16 protein-coding genes are annotated in these 14,441 nt (G+C 65.0%); 9 read left to right on the plus strand and 7 right to left on the minus strand.

The window, feature by feature from the left end:
* Nucleotides 1–9: 9 nt before the first annotated feature.
* Nucleotides 10–1,146: a PQQ-dependent sugar dehydrogenase gene (locus tag AC1DR6_RS05070; protein WP_476828099.1), complete on the plus strand. Its 1,137-nt coding sequence runs from the start codon at nucleotides 10–12 to the stop codon at nucleotides 1,144–1,146.
* A gap of 4 nt (nucleotides 1,147–1,150) precedes the next feature.
* On the opposite strand, the gene AC1DR6_RS05075 is transcribed toward AC1DR6_RS05070, so the two are convergent.
* Together AC1DR6_RS05075 and AC1DR6_RS05080 are read right to left on the minus strand one after the other, a co-directional pair.
* Nucleotides 1,151–1,447, minus strand: coding sequence for a hypothetical protein (locus AC1DR6_RS05075; protein WP_476828100.1), 297 nt, complete (start codon nucleotides 1,445–1,447; stop codon nucleotides 1,151–1,153).
* Between the two features lie 47 nt (nucleotides 1,448–1,494).
* Nucleotides 1,495–1,755, minus strand: coding sequence for a SemiSWEET transporter (locus AC1DR6_RS05080; RefSeq protein WP_476828101.1), 261 nt, complete (start codon nucleotides 1,753–1,755; stop codon nucleotides 1,495–1,497).
* Nucleotides 1,756–1,893: 138 nt separating this feature from the next.
* On the opposite strand from AC1DR6_RS05080, the gene AC1DR6_RS05085 reads away from it, so the two are divergent.
* The 7 genes from AC1DR6_RS05085 (at nucleotide 1,894) to AC1DR6_RS05115 (ending at nucleotide 9,074) form a co-directional block, all read left to right on the plus strand.
* Entirely contained in the window at nucleotides 1,894–3,090 is a 1,197-nt protein-coding gene (locus tag AC1DR6_RS05085; RefSeq protein ID WP_476828102.1) for a lytic murein transglycosylase, read from the plus strand.
* Between the two features lie 153 nt (nucleotides 3,091–3,243).
* Nucleotides 3,244–3,630, plus strand: a complete 387-nt coding sequence (locus tag AC1DR6_RS05090; RefSeq protein WP_476828103.1) for a RidA family protein — start codon at nucleotides 3,244–3,246, stop codon at nucleotides 3,628–3,630.
* 84 nt (nucleotides 3,631–3,714) lie between these two features.
* Nucleotides 3,715–5,301 carry an ABC transporter substrate-binding protein gene (locus AC1DR6_RS05095; protein ID WP_476828104.1) on the plus strand — a complete coding sequence of 529 codons (1,587 nt, stop codon included), beginning with the start codon at nucleotides 3,715–3,717 and terminating at the stop codon, nucleotides 5,299–5,301.
* A 195-nt stretch (nucleotides 5,302–5,496) separates the two neighbouring features.
* Entirely contained in the window at nucleotides 5,497–6,606 is a 1,110-nt protein-coding gene (gene leuB / locus AC1DR6_RS05100; protein ID WP_476828105.1) for a 3-isopropylmalate dehydrogenase, read from the plus strand.
* Nucleotides 6,607–6,802: 196 nt separating this feature from the next.
* Complete coding sequence (gene msrP, locus AC1DR6_RS05105; protein ID WP_476828439.1) at nucleotides 6,803–7,759, plus strand: protein-methionine-sulfoxide reductase catalytic subunit MsrP; 957 nt, start codon at nucleotides 6,803–6,805, stop codon at nucleotides 7,757–7,759.
* Nucleotides 7,760–7,842: 83 nt separating this feature from the next.
* Nucleotides 7,843–8,418, plus strand: coding sequence for a methylated-DNA--[protein]-cysteine S-methyltransferase (locus AC1DR6_RS05110; RefSeq protein ID WP_476828106.1), 576 nt, complete (start codon nucleotides 7,843–7,845; stop codon nucleotides 8,416–8,418).
* A 104-nt stretch (nucleotides 8,419–8,522) separates the two neighbouring features.
* Nucleotides 8,523–9,074, plus strand: coding sequence for an NADPH-dependent FMN reductase (locus AC1DR6_RS05115; protein WP_476828107.1), 552 nt, complete (start codon nucleotides 8,523–8,525; stop codon nucleotides 9,072–9,074).
* Between the two features lie 654 nt (nucleotides 9,075–9,728).
* Here AC1DR6_RS05115 and AC1DR6_RS05120 read toward each other — a convergent pair.
* The 3 genes from AC1DR6_RS05120 to AC1DR6_RS05130 all read right to left on the minus strand — a co-directional run bounded on the left by AC1DR6_RS05120 (nucleotide 9,729) and on the right by AC1DR6_RS05130 (nucleotide 12,821).
* Nucleotides 9,729–10,619: a LysR family transcriptional regulator gene (locus AC1DR6_RS05120; RefSeq protein WP_476828440.1), complete on the minus strand. Its 891-nt coding sequence runs from the start codon at nucleotides 10,617–10,619 to the stop codon at nucleotides 9,729–9,731.
* A gap of 143 nt (nucleotides 10,620–10,762) precedes the next feature.
* Nucleotides 10,763–11,728: a thioredoxin-disulfide reductase gene (trxB, locus tag AC1DR6_RS05125; protein WP_476828108.1), complete on the minus strand. Its 966-nt coding sequence runs from the start codon at nucleotides 11,726–11,728 to the stop codon at nucleotides 10,763–10,765.
* Between the two features lie 82 nt (nucleotides 11,729–11,810).
* Complete coding sequence (locus tag AC1DR6_RS05130; RefSeq protein ID WP_476828109.1) at nucleotides 11,811–12,821, minus strand: mitochondrial fission ELM1 family protein; 1,011 nt, start codon at nucleotides 12,819–12,821, stop codon at nucleotides 11,811–11,813.
* Nucleotides 12,822–12,899: 78 nt separating this feature from the next.
* Here AC1DR6_RS05130 and AC1DR6_RS05135 point away from each other — a divergent pair, with 78 nt between their 5' ends.
* A complete protein-coding gene (locus AC1DR6_RS05135) occupies nucleotides 12,900–13,364 on the plus strand; it encodes an Lrp/AsnC family transcriptional regulator (RefSeq protein WP_476828110.1) in 465 nt (154 codons plus the stop codon).
* 6 nt (nucleotides 13,365–13,370) lie between these two features.
* Here the strand turns inward: AC1DR6_RS05135 and AC1DR6_RS05140 are convergent, their stop codons facing one another.
* The gene (locus AC1DR6_RS05140) at nucleotides 13,371–13,880 is read right to left on the minus strand and encodes a hypothetical protein (protein ID WP_476828111.1); all 510 of its coding nucleotides are present in this window, start codon (nucleotides 13,878–13,880) and stop codon (nucleotides 13,371–13,373) included.
* Nucleotides 13,881–13,955: 75 nt separating this feature from the next.
* Nucleotides 13,956–14,429: a transcription elongation factor GreA gene (gene greA / locus AC1DR6_RS05145; protein WP_476828112.1), complete on the minus strand. Its 474-nt coding sequence runs from the start codon at nucleotides 14,427–14,429 to the stop codon at nucleotides 13,956–13,958.
* Between the last annotated feature and the right edge of the window lie 12 nt (nucleotides 14,430–14,441).

Raw genomic sequence — 14,441 nt, forward strand, 5'->3', positions numbered from 1 at the left:
AGAACGAGGATGCGGGCAATCAGGACGATGACCGTGGCTCTGGCGGCAGGCTTTGCGCTGGCTCTGTTGCAGCAGCCGGCTATGGCGCAGAAGCGCTATCCGTCGAGCGCCGGCGACCTCTCCGTCGAGACCGTCGCCAGCGGGCTGGAACATCCCTGGGGGCTCACCTTCCTGCCGGACGGGCGAATGCTTGTGACGGAGCGGCCCGGCCGGCTGCGGCTCGTCGACAAGAACGGCGCGCTCTCGCGGCCGATCACCGGCGTGCCGAATGTGATGACGCGCGGGCAGGGCGGGCTGCTCGACGTGGCGCTCGACCCCGATTTCGCCCGCAACCGGATGGTCTATCTCTCCTTCGCCGAGTCGCGCGCCAACGGCAACGGTACCAGCGTCGCGCGTGGCAGGCTCAACGAGCAGAATACAGCGCTGACGGACGTTTTCGTGATCTTCCGGCAGATGCCGACCGTGAACTCGACCATGCATTTCGGCTCGCGTCTGGTGTTCGACCGCACTGGCGCGCTGTTCGTGACGCTGGGCGAGCGGTTCAGCCAGCGCGACCAGGCGCAGAACCCAGAAAACCATATCGGGAAGCTTGTTCGCATCCGGCCGGATGGCAGCATTCCGGGCGACAACCCGAAGAAGCCCGGCTGGGCACCGGAAATCTGGTCGATCGGCCATCGCAACGTTCAGGGCGCGGCTCTCCACCCCGAAACCGGCCAGCTCTGGACAGCGGAGCACGGTGCGCGCGGCGGGGACGAGATCAACACGCCCAAGGCCGGCTTGAACTATGGCTGGCCGGTCATCAGCTATGGCGTCGATTATTCCGGCGCGAAGATCGGCGAAGGCACGGCCAAACCCGGCATGGAGCAGCCGCTGTTCTATTGGGATCCGTCGATCGCGCCCTCGGGCGCGGCGTTCTATACGGGTACGATCTGGCCAGCCTGGAAGAATTCGCTCTTCGTCGGGGCGCTGGCCGGCAGCCAGCTTGCGCGGCTTTCCACCGAGGGCGAAAAAGTCACCGGCGAGGAGCGGCTGCTGACCGATATCGGCGCGCGCATCCGCGACGTCCGGCAAGGGCCGGACGGCTTCATCTACCTGCTGACGGATGAGGATGACGGCAAGGTGTTGCGGGTGAAGCCGGCGCGCTGAGCCGTTACGGCCCGCAGTCCCACTCGTTTTTCAGCGCGAAGACGTTGCGCGTCGAAAGCTTGCCCTGCGCGTCATAGAGATCGCCGACATAATAGCTCATGCCGGCATCGTCATGGTCCTCGCGCTTGACCTGAAGCGACCAGCCATAGCCGACATGCTTGTGAGCGAAGCCCGGATGGGTGTCGCCGATCGTTGCCGAGGCAAGGATCTGGGCCGAGGCATCGCTGGGGCTGCAGGTCGGGCCTGCCAGCAAGGGCGTGGTGCCGATGAGCATCGCGGCGGCGATGAGCAGAATACGCATGGTGTTGTTCCAACGGGTCGGGGAGGGCGGAGACGAAAAAGCGCGCCTCAGCCGAAGCGCAGCTTCATTGCAATGATGACCAGCACGAGGACGAGCGTCATGGCATTGGCAAAGATCACGGGCCAGGACAGGATCAGCATGCCATAACCCAGCCACAGCGCGACGCCGCAGGCAAAAAGCGCCTGCGTCCAGAGCGAGATGGCCCGGGTGTCGCGCGTGCGGATCGTGCGCCAGGCTTGCGGCAGCCAGCACAGGCTGGTCAGCGCCGCGGCGGCAAACCCGATGAGATCGACGGCGGCGGCATTCATGACAGGCGAATCGCAGAACGGCGGGAGGACACCGCATAGCTCCTTTTGCGGCATCGTGCCGCCCTTCTCCCGGCGTTAACCTCCGTTAACCGTGCTGCCCTAGCCTGCCGGCAACTGTTCCCCGAATCGGTGGAGACCATGCGCGCCCTTTCCATGGCCATGTCCGTTGCCCTTCCCGTCATCCTGTCCGCTGGCGCTGCCAATGCGCAGGCGGATTTCCAGTCCTGCCTCTCCGGCTTGCGCTCGGCTGCCTCGTCGGCCGGCGTCTCGACAGCTGTGTTCGACAGCGCGATGTCCGGCGTGCAGCCGGACATGAAAGTCATCGAGGCGATGAACAACCAGCCGGAGTTCAAGACGCCGATCTGGGATTATCTCGGTACGCTGGTCGACGACGAGAAGGTGGCGGAGGGGCGCAACATGCTGCGCCAATACGCCTCCGTCTTCGCGGCCGCCGAGCAGCGCTTCGGCGTCGATCGGCATACGATCGCGGCCGTCTGGGGCGTCGAGAGCGATTTCGGCAAGGCCCGGGGCAAGATGCCGCTGGTGCAGGCTCTTTCGACCGGCGCCTGCTTCGCGCCGCGCCGCAACGCCTTCTTCAAGGGCGAGTTCATCGCGACGCTGAAGATCATCCAGCGCGGTGATGTCCTCCCCGAGCGGCTGATGGGCTCATGGGCCGGCGCCTTCGGACATACCCAGTTCATCCCTTCGACCTATCTGCGGCTGGCGGTCGATGGCGATGGCGATGGGCGTCGCGATCTCGTCGATTCGATCCCCGACGCGCTGCACTCCACCGCAAACTTCATGGACAAGGCCGGCTGGGTCACGGGCGCGACCTGGGGCTACGAGGTCCGCGTACCGGACGGCTATCGCGGCGCGACCGGCCGCAACCCGAAGAAGCCGCTTTCGCATTGGGCGGCGGAAGGCATCGTCAGATATGACGGCTCGCGACTCGACGGCACCGGCAATGCCGGGCTGCTGATGCCGGCCGGGCGCGAGGGGCCGGCCTTCCTCGTCTTCAAGAACTACGATGCCGCCTACAGCTACAACGGCGCGGACTCCTATGCCCTGGCGATCTCGCTGCTGTCCGACCGGCTGCGCGGCAGGCCCGGCGTGCAGGGCCAATGGCCGACCGACGATCTGCCGCTGTCGCGCGAGCAGCGGCGCGAGCTGCAGCGGCTGCTGATCGCGCGCGGCTACAATGTCGGCGAACCCGATGGCGCCGTGGGATCGATGACGCGGGCGGCGATCAAGGAGATCGAGGGCAAGATCGGCATGCCGCAAACCGGGCGGCCGGGCGAAAAGGTGCTGCGGGCGCTCAAGGGCGGGCGGGTCTAGTTTCTGCAAGCCCTCATCCTGAGGAGCCGCGAAGCGGCGTCTCGAAGGATGGTCCAGATCGCTCCGGAGCCTGATGAAGCATCCTTCGAGACGCAGCCTGCGGCTGCTCCTCAGGATGAGGGCTCAGGGTGATCGCCAATGAAGGATCGTTTCATGACTCGTCGCCTGATCTCCACCGGCTCGCCCTTCGAGAAGGCTTTCGGCTATTCGCGGGCGGTGATCGATGGCGATCTCGTCTTCGTTTCCGGAACGACCGGCTACGACTACGGCACGATGACCATGCCGGACGATGCGGCCGAGCAGGCGCGCAACATCTTCCGCACCATCGAGAGCGTGTTGGCCGATGCCGGCTCGTCTCTTGGCGAGGTGGTGCGAGCCCAGTATTTCGTCACCGATCGCAGCTATTGCGAGCCGGTGCTCGGCGTGTGCGGCGAGGTCTTTGGTGAAATCCGTCCCGCCGCCGGCATCTATGTCATCGCGGGACTGTTGAAAGCTGAGATGAAGGTCGAGATTGAGGTGACGGCAAGGCTGTCGCGGTAGCTCCGAAGCGAGGGCGGCATCTGGTATATCTCTTGCGTCCGGCCCGGTCTCGCGCCAAGCTGGGCGGAGCAGGGGGATCAAGAGATGACCAGCCGACGCACTATGCTCAAGGGCGCGGGAGCGCTCGCTGCCTCCGCCTTCATGCCGAATGCCAGCTTCTCGCAAGGCAGCGCCGCAACATTGCGGTTTATTCCGTCGACGCCGCTGCCCTCGCTCGATCCGATCACGCTGACGAGCTACGTCATCCGCAATCACGGCTATCTGATATATGACACGCTGTTCGCGACCGATGCGCAGTTCGCCATCAAACCGCAGATGGTGGAGAGCTGGGAGACGGCCTCGGACGGGCTGAGCTGGAGCTTCCGCTTGCGCGAAGGCCTTGCCTTCCATGACGGCGAGCCGGTCACCGGGAAGGACTGCATCGCCTCGATCGCGCGCTGGTCGAAACGCGATGCCTTCGGCCAGACTTTCGCGAATTTCGTCGAGGCCTATGAGTCGATCGACCAGCGCAGTTTCCGGATCAGGCTGAAGAAGCCGTTCCCGATGCTGCCGGCAGCTTTGGGCAAGCTGTCCTCGAACGTGCCCTTCATCATGCCGGAGCGGATCGCGCTGACGGACGCGATGAAGCCGATCACCGAGGCGGTCGGCTCCGGCCCCTGGCGCTTCGCCGATCGGCAATGGGTACCTGGTCAGAGCGCTGTCTATGAGCGCTTCGCCAGCTACAAGCCGCGCGAGGAAGACCCCTCTTGGGCTGCCGGCGGCAAGGTCGCGAAGATCGACCGCATCGAATGGCTGGCGCTGACAGAGCCAGGCGCGGCGGTCGGCGCTCTGACGAAGGGGGAGGTGGACTGGTACGAGCAGCCGCCTGTGGACCTGTTGCCGGTGCTGACACGCAGCAAGGACATCGTGATCAAGAACGTCCCGCTGGGGCTGTTCCTGATCATGCGCTTCAACCATATGCAGCCGCCCTTCAACAATCCGGGCGTGCGCCGGGCGGTGATGGCCGCGATCAAGCAGACCGACTACATGGACGCCGTCGTTGGCGACAAGGCCTACTATCAGGAGGCCAAGACCTTCTTCACGCCGGGCTCGCCAATGTCGACCGGCGCGGGCGGCAAAGAGGCGCTGCCGGGTGACTTGGAGAAGGCGAAGGCGATGCTGAAGGAGGCCGGCTATGCCGGCGAGAAGGTCGTGCTGCTCGCACCCTCCGACCAGCCGATCGCCTATCAGCAGTGCATGGTGACTGAAGACCTGCTCAAGAAGCTCGGGATCACGACCGAGCTCGTCGCCACCGATTGGGCGAGCTTCATCGGCCGGCGCGCCAATCGCGGCCTGCCGGAGCAGGGCGGCTGGTCCGTGTTCCACACGCTCTGGTCCGGCGCCGACACCCTGAACCCGGCGCTGCATCCGCTGATGCGGGCGAATGGCGGCTCTGCCTTCTTCGGCTGGCCCGACGATCCGACGCTGGAAGCCTTGCGCGACCAGTGGATCGCGGCGCCCGAAGAAGCAAAGCAGAAGGAGATCGCGGCGCAGATCGAGCGGCGCGGCTTCGGGGCGGTGCCTTATGCGCCCTGCGGGCTCGTGCAACAGCCGATGGCCTATCGCACCAATCTGAGCGGCATGGTGCTCGCGCCGGTGCAATTCTTCTGGAACATCGAGAAGAAGGCCTGAGGCGCCGGTCTTTCGGCAAGGCGATGTCGCGGGATGCCCTCGGCATCGCCTTGTCGGCGCCGAACCGATGCTCGCTCTCGACGCACCGATGCGTCTCGCCGGGCGCAGGGCTGTCGCCAACGCATTCCCCTTTTCGGCTCGATGTTTTAAGCACGCCGCGAGGAAGCGGACTTTCCAAGCGAGGCTGAGACGATCATGGCGACCCATAAGCTCCTGCTGCTCCCCGGCGACGGCATCGGCCCCGAGGTGATGGGCCAGGTCGAGCAGATCGTCGCCTGGTTCGGCAAGCAGGGCCTCGGTTCGTTCGAGACCGAGAAGGGCCTGGTCGGTGGCGTCGCCTATGACACCCACAAGCAGGCGATCTCCGAAGGCGACATGAAGCTCGCGCAGGATGCCGACGCCGTACTGTTCGGCGCCGTCGGCGGGCCGAAATGGGCCGATGTGCCCTATCAGCACAGGCCGGAAGCAGGCTTGCTGCGGCTGCGCAAGGATCTCGGCCTGTTCGCGAATCTGCGTCCCGCGATCTGCTACCCGGCGCTGGCCTCGGCCTCGTCGCTGAAGCCCGAGGTCGTCGAGGGGCTCGACATCCTGATCGTGCGCGAGCTCACCGGCGGCGTCTATTTCGGCGAGCCTAAGGAAATCGTCACGCTGGAGGACGGCTCGAAGCGCGGCGTCGACACGCAGGTCTACACCACCCCGGAGATCGAGCGGATCACCCGCGTCGCTTTCGAGCTGGCGCGCACACGCCGCAACAAGGTCTCCTCGGCCGAAAAGCACAATGTGATGAAGACCGGCGTGCTCTGGAAGCAGACCGTCGCCGCACTGCACGCTGCCGAATATGCGGATGTCGAGCTGGAGCATGTGCTGGCCGATAATTGCGCCATGCAGCTCGTGCGCTGGCCGAAGCAATACGACGTTATCGTCACCGACAACCTCTTCGGCGACATCCTCTCTGACGTCGCGGCGATGCTAACCGGCTCGCTCGGCATGCTGCCCTCGGCCTCGCTTGGAGCGGAAGACCTGGTGACGGGCAAGCGCAAGGCGCTCTACGAGCCGGTTCATGGCTCGGCGCCGGATATCGCCGGCAAGGGCCTGGCCAACCCGATCGCGATGATCGGCTCTTTTGCGATGGCGCTGCGCTATTCCTTCGGCGCCAGCGAGGCGGCCGACAGGCTGGACGGCGCGATCGCCGACGTGCTGGCCTCCGGCACGCGCACCAAGGACATCGCGGCACCCGGCACCAATGCCGTCTCGACCAGCGAGATGGGCGGCGCGATCATCAAGGCGCTCGAAGCGCGGGGGTGATCAGCACGCCTGGCGTCATGGTCGCCCTTGTGGCGAGCATCCACGTCTTCATTCGGCGAGAGCTGTGTTCAAGACGTGGATGCTCGCCACAAGGGCGAGCATGACGGATGTTGATCCGCCGCCTCTCCCCCTCGTGAATTGCCGTGACTCCGCTTTCGTGGCCTAACGGCCTTCAACGAAACGGAGTATGTCCGTCATGCTGATCAAGCGCCGTGCCGGCTGGGAAATGCCGGAAAGCCAAGCCACGCCCGAAAGCGTGTTCATGAACCGCCGCCAGCTCATGGCCGCCGGCGCCGGGCTGATCGCGGGGGCGGCTTTGCCTGCTCTGGCGCAGGCCGAGACGCCCGATCCGACGCTCGACCTCTATCCGGCCAAGCACAACGACGCCTACAAGCTCGATGTGCCGCTGACGAAGGCCGAGGACGCGGCGAACTACAACAACTTCTACGAATTCGGCATGTCGAAGGACATTGTCGACGCCTCGCAGCGGCTGGCAACGCGACCCTGGTCGATCCAGATCGACGGCATGGTCGAGAAGCCCTTCGAGATCGGCTTCGATGACCTCGTCCGCAAGCTGCCGCTCGAGGAACGGCTGTATCGCTTCCGCTGCGTCGAGGCCTGGGCGATGGCGGTGCCGTGGACCGGCATTCCGCTGGCCTCCTTCGTCGCGATGGCGAAGCCGCTTGCCGGAGCCAAATACATCCGCTTCGAGACGTTCCTGAACCCGCGCATGGCCCCGGGGCAGAACCAGCGCTGGTATCCCTGGCCCTATACGGAAGGGCTGACCATCGCCGAGGCGACCAGCGAACTTCCGCTGCTCGTCACCGGGATTTACGGCAAGCCGCTGCCGACGCAGCACGGCGCGCCGCTTCGGCTGATCACGCCTTGGAAATACGGCTTCAAATCGGTCAAATCGATCCGCAAGATCAGCTTCGTCGCAGAGCGGCCCAAGACCTTCTGGGAAGGCTTACAGGCGTCGGAATACGGATTCTGGGCCAATGTGAATCCGGCGGTGCCGCATCCGCGCTGGAGCCAGGCGAGCGAGCAGGTGCTGGGCTCGCGCGACCGGCGCCCGACGCTGATCTATAACGGTTACGAGCAGCAGGTGGCCGGGCTCTACAAGGGACTGGAAGGCGAAAAACTCTTTATGTGAGTTTGCACGCCGCAGCTTTCGGGTGCCGCCAGCACGGTGAGCCATGCTAGACCTCGCCTGTCGAAAGAAGACGGCGAGGGGTTATGGCGAACCAGTTTTTCCATCTCTTTGAGACGGCCATCGGCACCTGTGCGCTGATCTGGGAAGGCGAGCGCTTCATCGGCGCGCAACTGCCGGAGGGCGACGAGATGGCTGCCCGGCTGCGGCTGGCCAAGCGCTTCCCGGAGGCCGAGGAGGCCCCGGCCTGCGGCTATGTCAGCGATGCGATCACAGGCATCCGGGCGCTGTTTCAAGGCGAGAGGTGCGACCTGTCGCAGCTACCCCTGGCAATCGAAACCGTGTCGGAATTCAACCGGAAGGTCTACGAGATCGCGCTCGCGATCCCGCATGGCGAAACGCTGACCTATGGCGAGGTCGCACAGCGCCTCGGCGAGCCGGGGGCGGCGAGGGCGGTTGGCGTCGCGCTCGGCCAGAACCCCTGGCCGATCATCGTGCCCTGCCATCGCGTGCTAGCCGCCGGGGGCAAGACCGGTGGCTTCTCCGCCGAAGGCGGTGTCGAGACCAAGCTCAGGATCCTGACGATCGAGAAGGCGCGGACCGGCGCAGAGCCCGGCCTGTTCGACGCGCTGCCCCTGATCGCCCGGCGGAGCCCGCGCTGACCGCATTCCGTTGGGATCGTGCAATGGCGCGTTTGCGCGCAAGCGCTTGCACCCCGTGCGAGCGCGGCTAGTGTCGCGGCCTTCCACTCCATCTCGAGGATATCATGGCTAAACTGAAGCTCGCCATCGTCGTCGGCAGCAATCGCCGCGAATCGATCAACCGCAAGCTGGCGCAGGCGGTGGTCAAGCTCGGGGAAAACGCGTTCGAGGCGTCGTTCGTCCAGATCGACGACCTGCCGATGTTCAACCAGGACCTCGAGCCGAACCGGCCGGAGCCCACCCTGCGCCTGAAGCGCGAGATCGAGGCCGCCGACGCCATTCTGATCGTCACGCCCGAATACAACCGCGCGATCCCCGCTGTCCTCAAGAATGCGATCGACTGGGCCTCGCGTCCCTATGGCAAGAGCTCCTGGGCCGGCAAGACGGTCGCTGTCACCGGCACGAGCGGCAGCGCGGTCGGCACCGCCGTGGCCCAGAACGAACTGCGCATGATCATGACCAATCTCGCCGGTGTGGTCGTCGGCAGCCAGGTCTTCATCAACTATAAGGACGGGATGTTCGACGCCGAGCACAACGTCACCGACGAGACGACGCGTGGCTTCCTGCAGGGCTTCATCGACAACTTCGCCAAGATCGCCGGCAAGCTCGCGGCCTGATTGCAATTTGATCGCGTCAATGAGAAGGCGTCGCTCCCGGGCGGCGCCTCTTTTGTTTCGTCGAGCCTCCCCGTCATTGCCAGGAGCGAAGCGACGAAGCAAGCCAGGGGGCGAAGCTCAAGCGTTCAACCCGGTCCCCCTGGATTGCTTCGCGGAGCCTGTCCTTGGGCTTGCCGAAGGCAAGACCCGAGGGCTCGCAATGACGATGGTCGCAGGCCGGCGGCCAGACGATGTCGATTTCAGACAAAAAAAGGGCCGGCGTCCCTTGCGGGAGCCGGCCTTGAAAGTTTGAAACATTCGGCTCAACCGCCAAACATCTCAGAGGGGAACGGCTGAAACGAACTCAACGCCGGGAGGAGATTGCGGAGCCCGTTTCGAACAACCGTGGCTTCAATATTGTGCAGGAGCTGCCGTTTTGCAATGCAACATCGCTTGGGTCTGTCATGCGCCGAATGCATGTCTAGAGCCCAGATGAGACTAATTTGAGCCTAAATGATTGAGAAATATGCGTTCATTGCAGATTGAGCAGGTGCTAACGACCTCCGCCTGCTTCCGCTCAGACGATGTGCCGCCGATATAGGCGCCGGCGAAGTAGACGAAAAGGCCCGCTGTCCGGGCGGGCAGCGGGCTTAAATGTCTGCGCCGAAATGCGGCTCAATAGGTCCAGCGCTGGGCCTTCTGGATCAGGAAGTCGCGGAAGACCTGAACGCGAGCGACCGACTTCATTTCTTCCGGATAGACCAGATAGCTTTCAAGCTGCGGCATCTCAGTCTCGCGCATCATCTGCACCAATGGCGAACCGGGCTCGATCAGATAGTCCGGCAACACGGCCATCCCGGCGCCGGAATCGACCGCTCGCTTCATCGCCGTGATGTTGTTCACGGTGAGGTGAATCGGACGCGGATTGCGCTGGTCGCGGCCGATCGTGCCGAGCCAGTGCACGGCGGTCAGATAGGACGGCGAGGTGCCTCCGAAAGAGAGGATGCGGTGGTTGTCGAGATCCTCATGGCTCTTCGGCTCACCGAAGCGCTTCACATAGGCCGGTGCCGCGTAGACATGGAAATGCACCGTAAAGAGCTTGCGCTGGATCAGGTCGGGCTGCTGCGGCTGCCGCAGACGGATCGCGATATCGGCCTCGCGCATCGACAGATCGAGTTCCTCGTCCGTCAGGATGAGTTCGACACGGATGTCCGGGTAAAGGTCGAGGAATTCGGCCAGGCGCGGCGTCAGCCAATGCCCTCCTAGCCCGCGCGTCGCGGTGACTTTGAGCTCGCCCGAGGGATGCTCGCGGGTCTCCGAGAGCTGGGAGCGGGTGCGCTCCAACCGCTGCGTCATCTCGCGCGCCGCGCGCCAAAGCAGTTCGCCCTGTTCGGTCAGGATGAGGCCGCGCGTGTGGCGGTGGAACAGCGGCGCGCGCAGCTCCCGTTCCAAAGCGCCGATCTGACGACTGACGGCCGATTGGCTCAGGCCGAGCACATCACCAGCCTTGGTGAAGCTGCCGGACTCTGCGACCGTATAAAAAATGCGAATACGGTCCCAATCCACCGCGCGTCCCCCGTTATGCGTTTCGTGCATGTTGGAGGACAAAGTCGTTGTCCGTCAATGTCTGTGTGACAGAGATTGTTCTTTTTGGGACTGAATCTGGTGAGGTGACCCATCAATTCGCGTGATGGGTCGTTGCCTGCCCCCTATTCCGCCGCTTCGCGCTGATCGAGCGCTGTCGCCAGCAGCCAACGCTCGGCGTCGAGCGCGGCCATGCAGCCGAGTCCTGCCGCCGTGACGGCCTGACGATAATGCTCGTCGGTAACGTCGCCAGCGGCGAAAACGCCGGGAATATTGGTGTTGGTGGTGCCGGGCTCGACATCGAGATAGCCGGTTTCGCGCATGGTGAGCTGGCCCTCGAAGAGCTCGGTGGCCGGCTTGTGGCCGATGGCAACGAACACGCCGTCGGTCTTCAGCTCGCTCTCAGCACCGCTTTTCAGGTTGCGAAGCCGCAGATGGGTGACGTTGGGCGGCTGTGTTGCGCCGCAGATCTCGGCGATCTCGCTATCCCAGATGACGTCGATTTTCGGATGCTTGAACAGGCGCTCCTGCATGACGCGCTCGGCACGCAAGGAATCGCGACGATGGATCAGCGTGACCTTGCTGGCGAGATTGGCGAGGTAGAGTGCCTCTTCCACGGCGGTGTTGCCGCCGCCGACGACCACGACCTCCTTGTTGCGGAAGAAGAACCCGTCGCAGGTGGCGCAGGCCGAGACGCCGAAGCCCTGGAAAGCCTGCTCGGACGGCAGGCCGAGCCATTTTGCCTGGGCGCCGGTGGCGACGATCAGGGAATCGCAGGAGTAGGTCTCGCCGGCATCGCCCCAGAGGCGGAAGGGCCGGTGCGACAGGTCTACCCTGGCGATGTGATCGAACACCATGCGGGTGCCCATATGTTCGGCCTGGGCGCGCATCTGCTCCATCAGCCAAGGCCCTTGGATCGGATCGGCGAAGCCCGGATAGTTCTCGACATCGGTGGTGATGGTGAGCTGGCCGCCCTGCTGCAGGCCGGAGATCAGCACCGGTTCCAGCATCGCGCGGGCGGCATAGATCGCCGCCGTATAGCCGGCGGGGCCGGAGCCGATGATCATGACTCGAGCGTGGGTGTGAGCCATCGTCTGTCTTCCTCCCGCGCGGACGAGCCGCGCCGATACCGTCAGATACGCACGCGACGACGCGGCACAAGGCACAAGCGGCTCAAGAGGCCGCGAGCCCGAGTTCCGCTCGATGGCGTATCCAGCCCTGTCTTATCGCATCGGCGATGACGGGCGTGGAGTCCATCGGCCGATAGGCTTTGCCGACGAGCTGTCCACGGAAAGGATGCGCTGCGCCGGAGCGGTACAGCGCGTCGATCAGGGCGGTGATCTTGGGATGACCGCCGGATGGCTCGAACAGCAGGACGGGCCTGCCGGTTGCCGTGGCCTCGCCCAGCATATTGGTCGAATCCGCCGTGACGAGGATCGCATCGGCATTGGCGAGGAGAGCGAGGAACGGGTTTTCCCCCGTGCTGTCCCACCACCAGCCGCCATGCCGGTGGAAGACGGCCGCGACGGCGGCTGAGAGCTGCGTCTGTGTGCGACGCGACGGCGAGCCCATCAGCGAGACACCGCTCGCGGCCAGTGCATCCAGGCCGTCCGCCAAGCGCGCGATATCGCCCGGTGTGAAGCGATGATGGCGGCTGTCGCCTCCGACCAGCACGGCGATTCGGGGGCCGGGCAGGGCGGCGAGAGCGGGCGGGGGGAGCGCGCGGGCGGCCGCCAGCTTCTCCTGGGTCAGGCGGTGCGGCGCAGTCGGCGTGACGATGACGTTGTCGCCGCGCAGCCGGTCATGCTCAGCCACCCAGATCAGGTCGGCGGCCGCGGTGCCGATGCGGGGGTCCTTGAGGAAGGCGGTGAAGGTCGCGCCGTTCGAGGCCTTTTTCAGCGCCCGCAGATAAGCCACGGCGCGCCTGCCGGAGGCGATGGCGATGTCTGGGAAGGGCGGCCTGAGCGGGCTGTCCGGCCGGTCTGGCGCTTCGCGCGGGTCGATCGGGCCATGCGGCATCAGCCAGGCGAAGGGTTTGCGCGGCGCGACGCGGCGGATCAGCGGCGAAGGCGTCAGCCTTTCAGCGACGCCAAGACATTGCAGTTCGTCGCCGGCCTTGCCGTCAGTCAGCACCCAGACGGTCGGCTCGGGATTTGCGTGCATGGCGGCGGCTGGCAGCGGCATGCGCCTTGTATCGCCCGGCGGCGGCGTCTACACCAGCGCGGTCTTTCCAGGCCGCCATTTTTGCCCCAGGGACCCTTCTTGCCCGCAAAACGCGACAGTATCGACCTGCGCATCCTGCGAGAGCTCCAGGCCGACGGGCGGATGACCAATGTCGAGTTGGCGAGCCGTGTCGGCATCTCGCCGCCACCTTGCCTGCGGCGCGTCCGGGCGTTGGAAGAGGCTGGGCTGATCCGCGGATACCATGCGGATCTGGACGAGCGGGCGCTGGGCTACGAAGTCGTCTGCTTCGCTTTCGTCCATCTGGCGAGCCAGGCGGAGGCGGATCTCTCGGCCTTTCAGGCCCGTATCCGCGATTGGGCGCCGGTGCGCGAGTGCTGGACGCTCTCGGGCGACATCGATTTTATCCTGAAATGCGTCGCGCCGGATCTGAAGGCCTTCCAGGACTTCGTTGCGGACCTGACCGCACTGCCGAATGTGCGAAATGTCCGGACCGGACTCGCCCTCGACAGGGTCAAGGACGAGCCGATCGTCCCGTTCGATTAAGAGCCGTCAGCCTTCCAGATAGCGCTTGATCCACCCGGCATTGTTGCAAGCAAGTGCCTGCAGACGGCGCTGGTCGACATCGGGGCGATACCAGGCGCCCCCGGAGCTGGAGCTTTCGGTCGAGCGGATCGGCCAACTGGCAAGCTGAGTGCCGGCACGGTCGTAGACGCTAACGGTGCTTTCGAGAAAATCCCCGCTGCCGCCGCCATCCGTGGGTTTGCCGCCACCGCCGCCACCGGCATAGGCGCCGAGCCAGAGGCTCGTGATATTGATGACGAGACGATTGCTTGTCCCGCGCTGCAGGCTCGGGCCGAGGATCGTTGCCAGCGTGTGCTGAATCTCGGCTGCGACGAGGCCGGTCTGCTCGCCCCATGCCGTCTGGACGGTGGGCGCAAAGGCAATCTGCACGGTGCCGATCGTGAGACCCTGCGCCCGTGCAGGCGTGGCGACAATCGAGGCCGCGCCGACGGCGCCGGCTGCGAGCGAGGCGGACAGAAACTGGCGGCGTGTCGTCACGGGAGATCTCCGGATGGCCATGTCCTTATGTAGGTCCCGGTTCGCTTTGGGGAAGCCCCAAGGCGAACCCGCCCCTCAGCGAAAGACGACGTCGACGATCTCGTAGGATTTTCCGCCGCCGGGCGTGCTGACCTGCACGGAATCGCCGACTTTCTTGCCGATCAGAGCGCGCGCGATCGGCGAGCCGACCGAGACCTTGCCGGATCTCACATCCGATTCGGGCTCGCCGACGATCTGGTAGCTCTTCTCTTCCTCGGTATCGTCGTCGATCAGCTTGACCGTGGCGCCGAACTTGATCGTGTCGCCGCCAAGCTTGCTGACGTCGATGATATCGGCGCGGCCGATCAGGGACTCCAGCTCCATGATGCGGCCCTCGTTCAACGACTGCGCCTCTTTCGCCGCGTGATATTCGGCGTTTTCGGAGAGGTCGCCGAGCGCGCGGGCTTCGGAAATCGCGGTGATGATGCGCTGGCGCTGGACCTGCTGACGGTCCTTCAGCTCGACTTCCAAAGCGGCAAAGCCGCCGGCCGTCATGGGAACCTTTTCCATTCTTTCCGTCCC

The organism is Allobosea sp. P5_A5, assembly GCF_056400625.1.

Coding starts and splice junctions, on each gene's coding strand:
- AC1DR6_RS05090 (WP_476828103.1), top strand. CDS start 3,244: ATGACTCGTCGCCTGATCTCCACCGGCTCGCCCTTCGAGAAGGCTTTC.
- trxB (WP_476828108.1), bottom strand. CDS start 11,728: ATGGCTCACACCCACGCTCGAGTCATGATCATCGGCTCCGGCCCCGCC.
- AC1DR6_RS05085 (WP_476828102.1), top strand. CDS start 1,894: ATGCGCGCCCTTTCCATGGCCATGTCCGTTGCCCTTCCCGTCATCCTG.
- AC1DR6_RS05075 (WP_476828100.1), bottom strand. CDS start 1,447: ATGCGTATTCTGCTCATCGCCGCCGCGATGCTCATCGGCACCACGCCC.
- msrP (WP_476828439.1), top strand. CDS start 6,803: ATGCTGATCAAGCGCCGTGCCGGCTGGGAAATGCCGGAAAGCCAAGCC.
- AC1DR6_RS05070 (WP_476828099.1), top strand. CDS start 10: ATGCGGGCAATCAGGACGATGACCGTGGCTCTGGCGGCAGGCTTTGCG.
- AC1DR6_RS05110 (WP_476828106.1), top strand. CDS start 7,843: ATGGCGAACCAGTTTTTCCATCTCTTTGAGACGGCCATCGGCACCTGT.
- AC1DR6_RS05115 (WP_476828107.1), top strand. CDS start 8,523: ATGGCTAAACTGAAGCTCGCCATCGTCGTCGGCAGCAATCGCCGCGAA.
- AC1DR6_RS05095 (WP_476828104.1), top strand. CDS start 3,715: ATGACCAGCCGACGCACTATGCTCAAGGGCGCGGGAGCGCTCGCTGCC.
- greA (WP_476828112.1), bottom strand. CDS start 14,429: ATGGAAAAGGTTCCCATGACGGCCGGCGGCTTTGCCGCTTTGGAAGTC.
- AC1DR6_RS05080 (WP_476828101.1), bottom strand. CDS start 1,755: ATGAATGCCGCCGCCGTCGATCTCATCGGGTTTGCCGCCGCGGCGCTG.
- AC1DR6_RS05130 (WP_476828109.1), bottom strand. CDS start 12,821: ATGCCGCTGCCAGCCGCCGCCATGCACGCAAATCCCGAGCCGACCGTC.
- leuB (WP_476828105.1), top strand. CDS start 5,497: ATGGCGACCCATAAGCTCCTGCTGCTCCCCGGCGACGGCATCGGCCCC.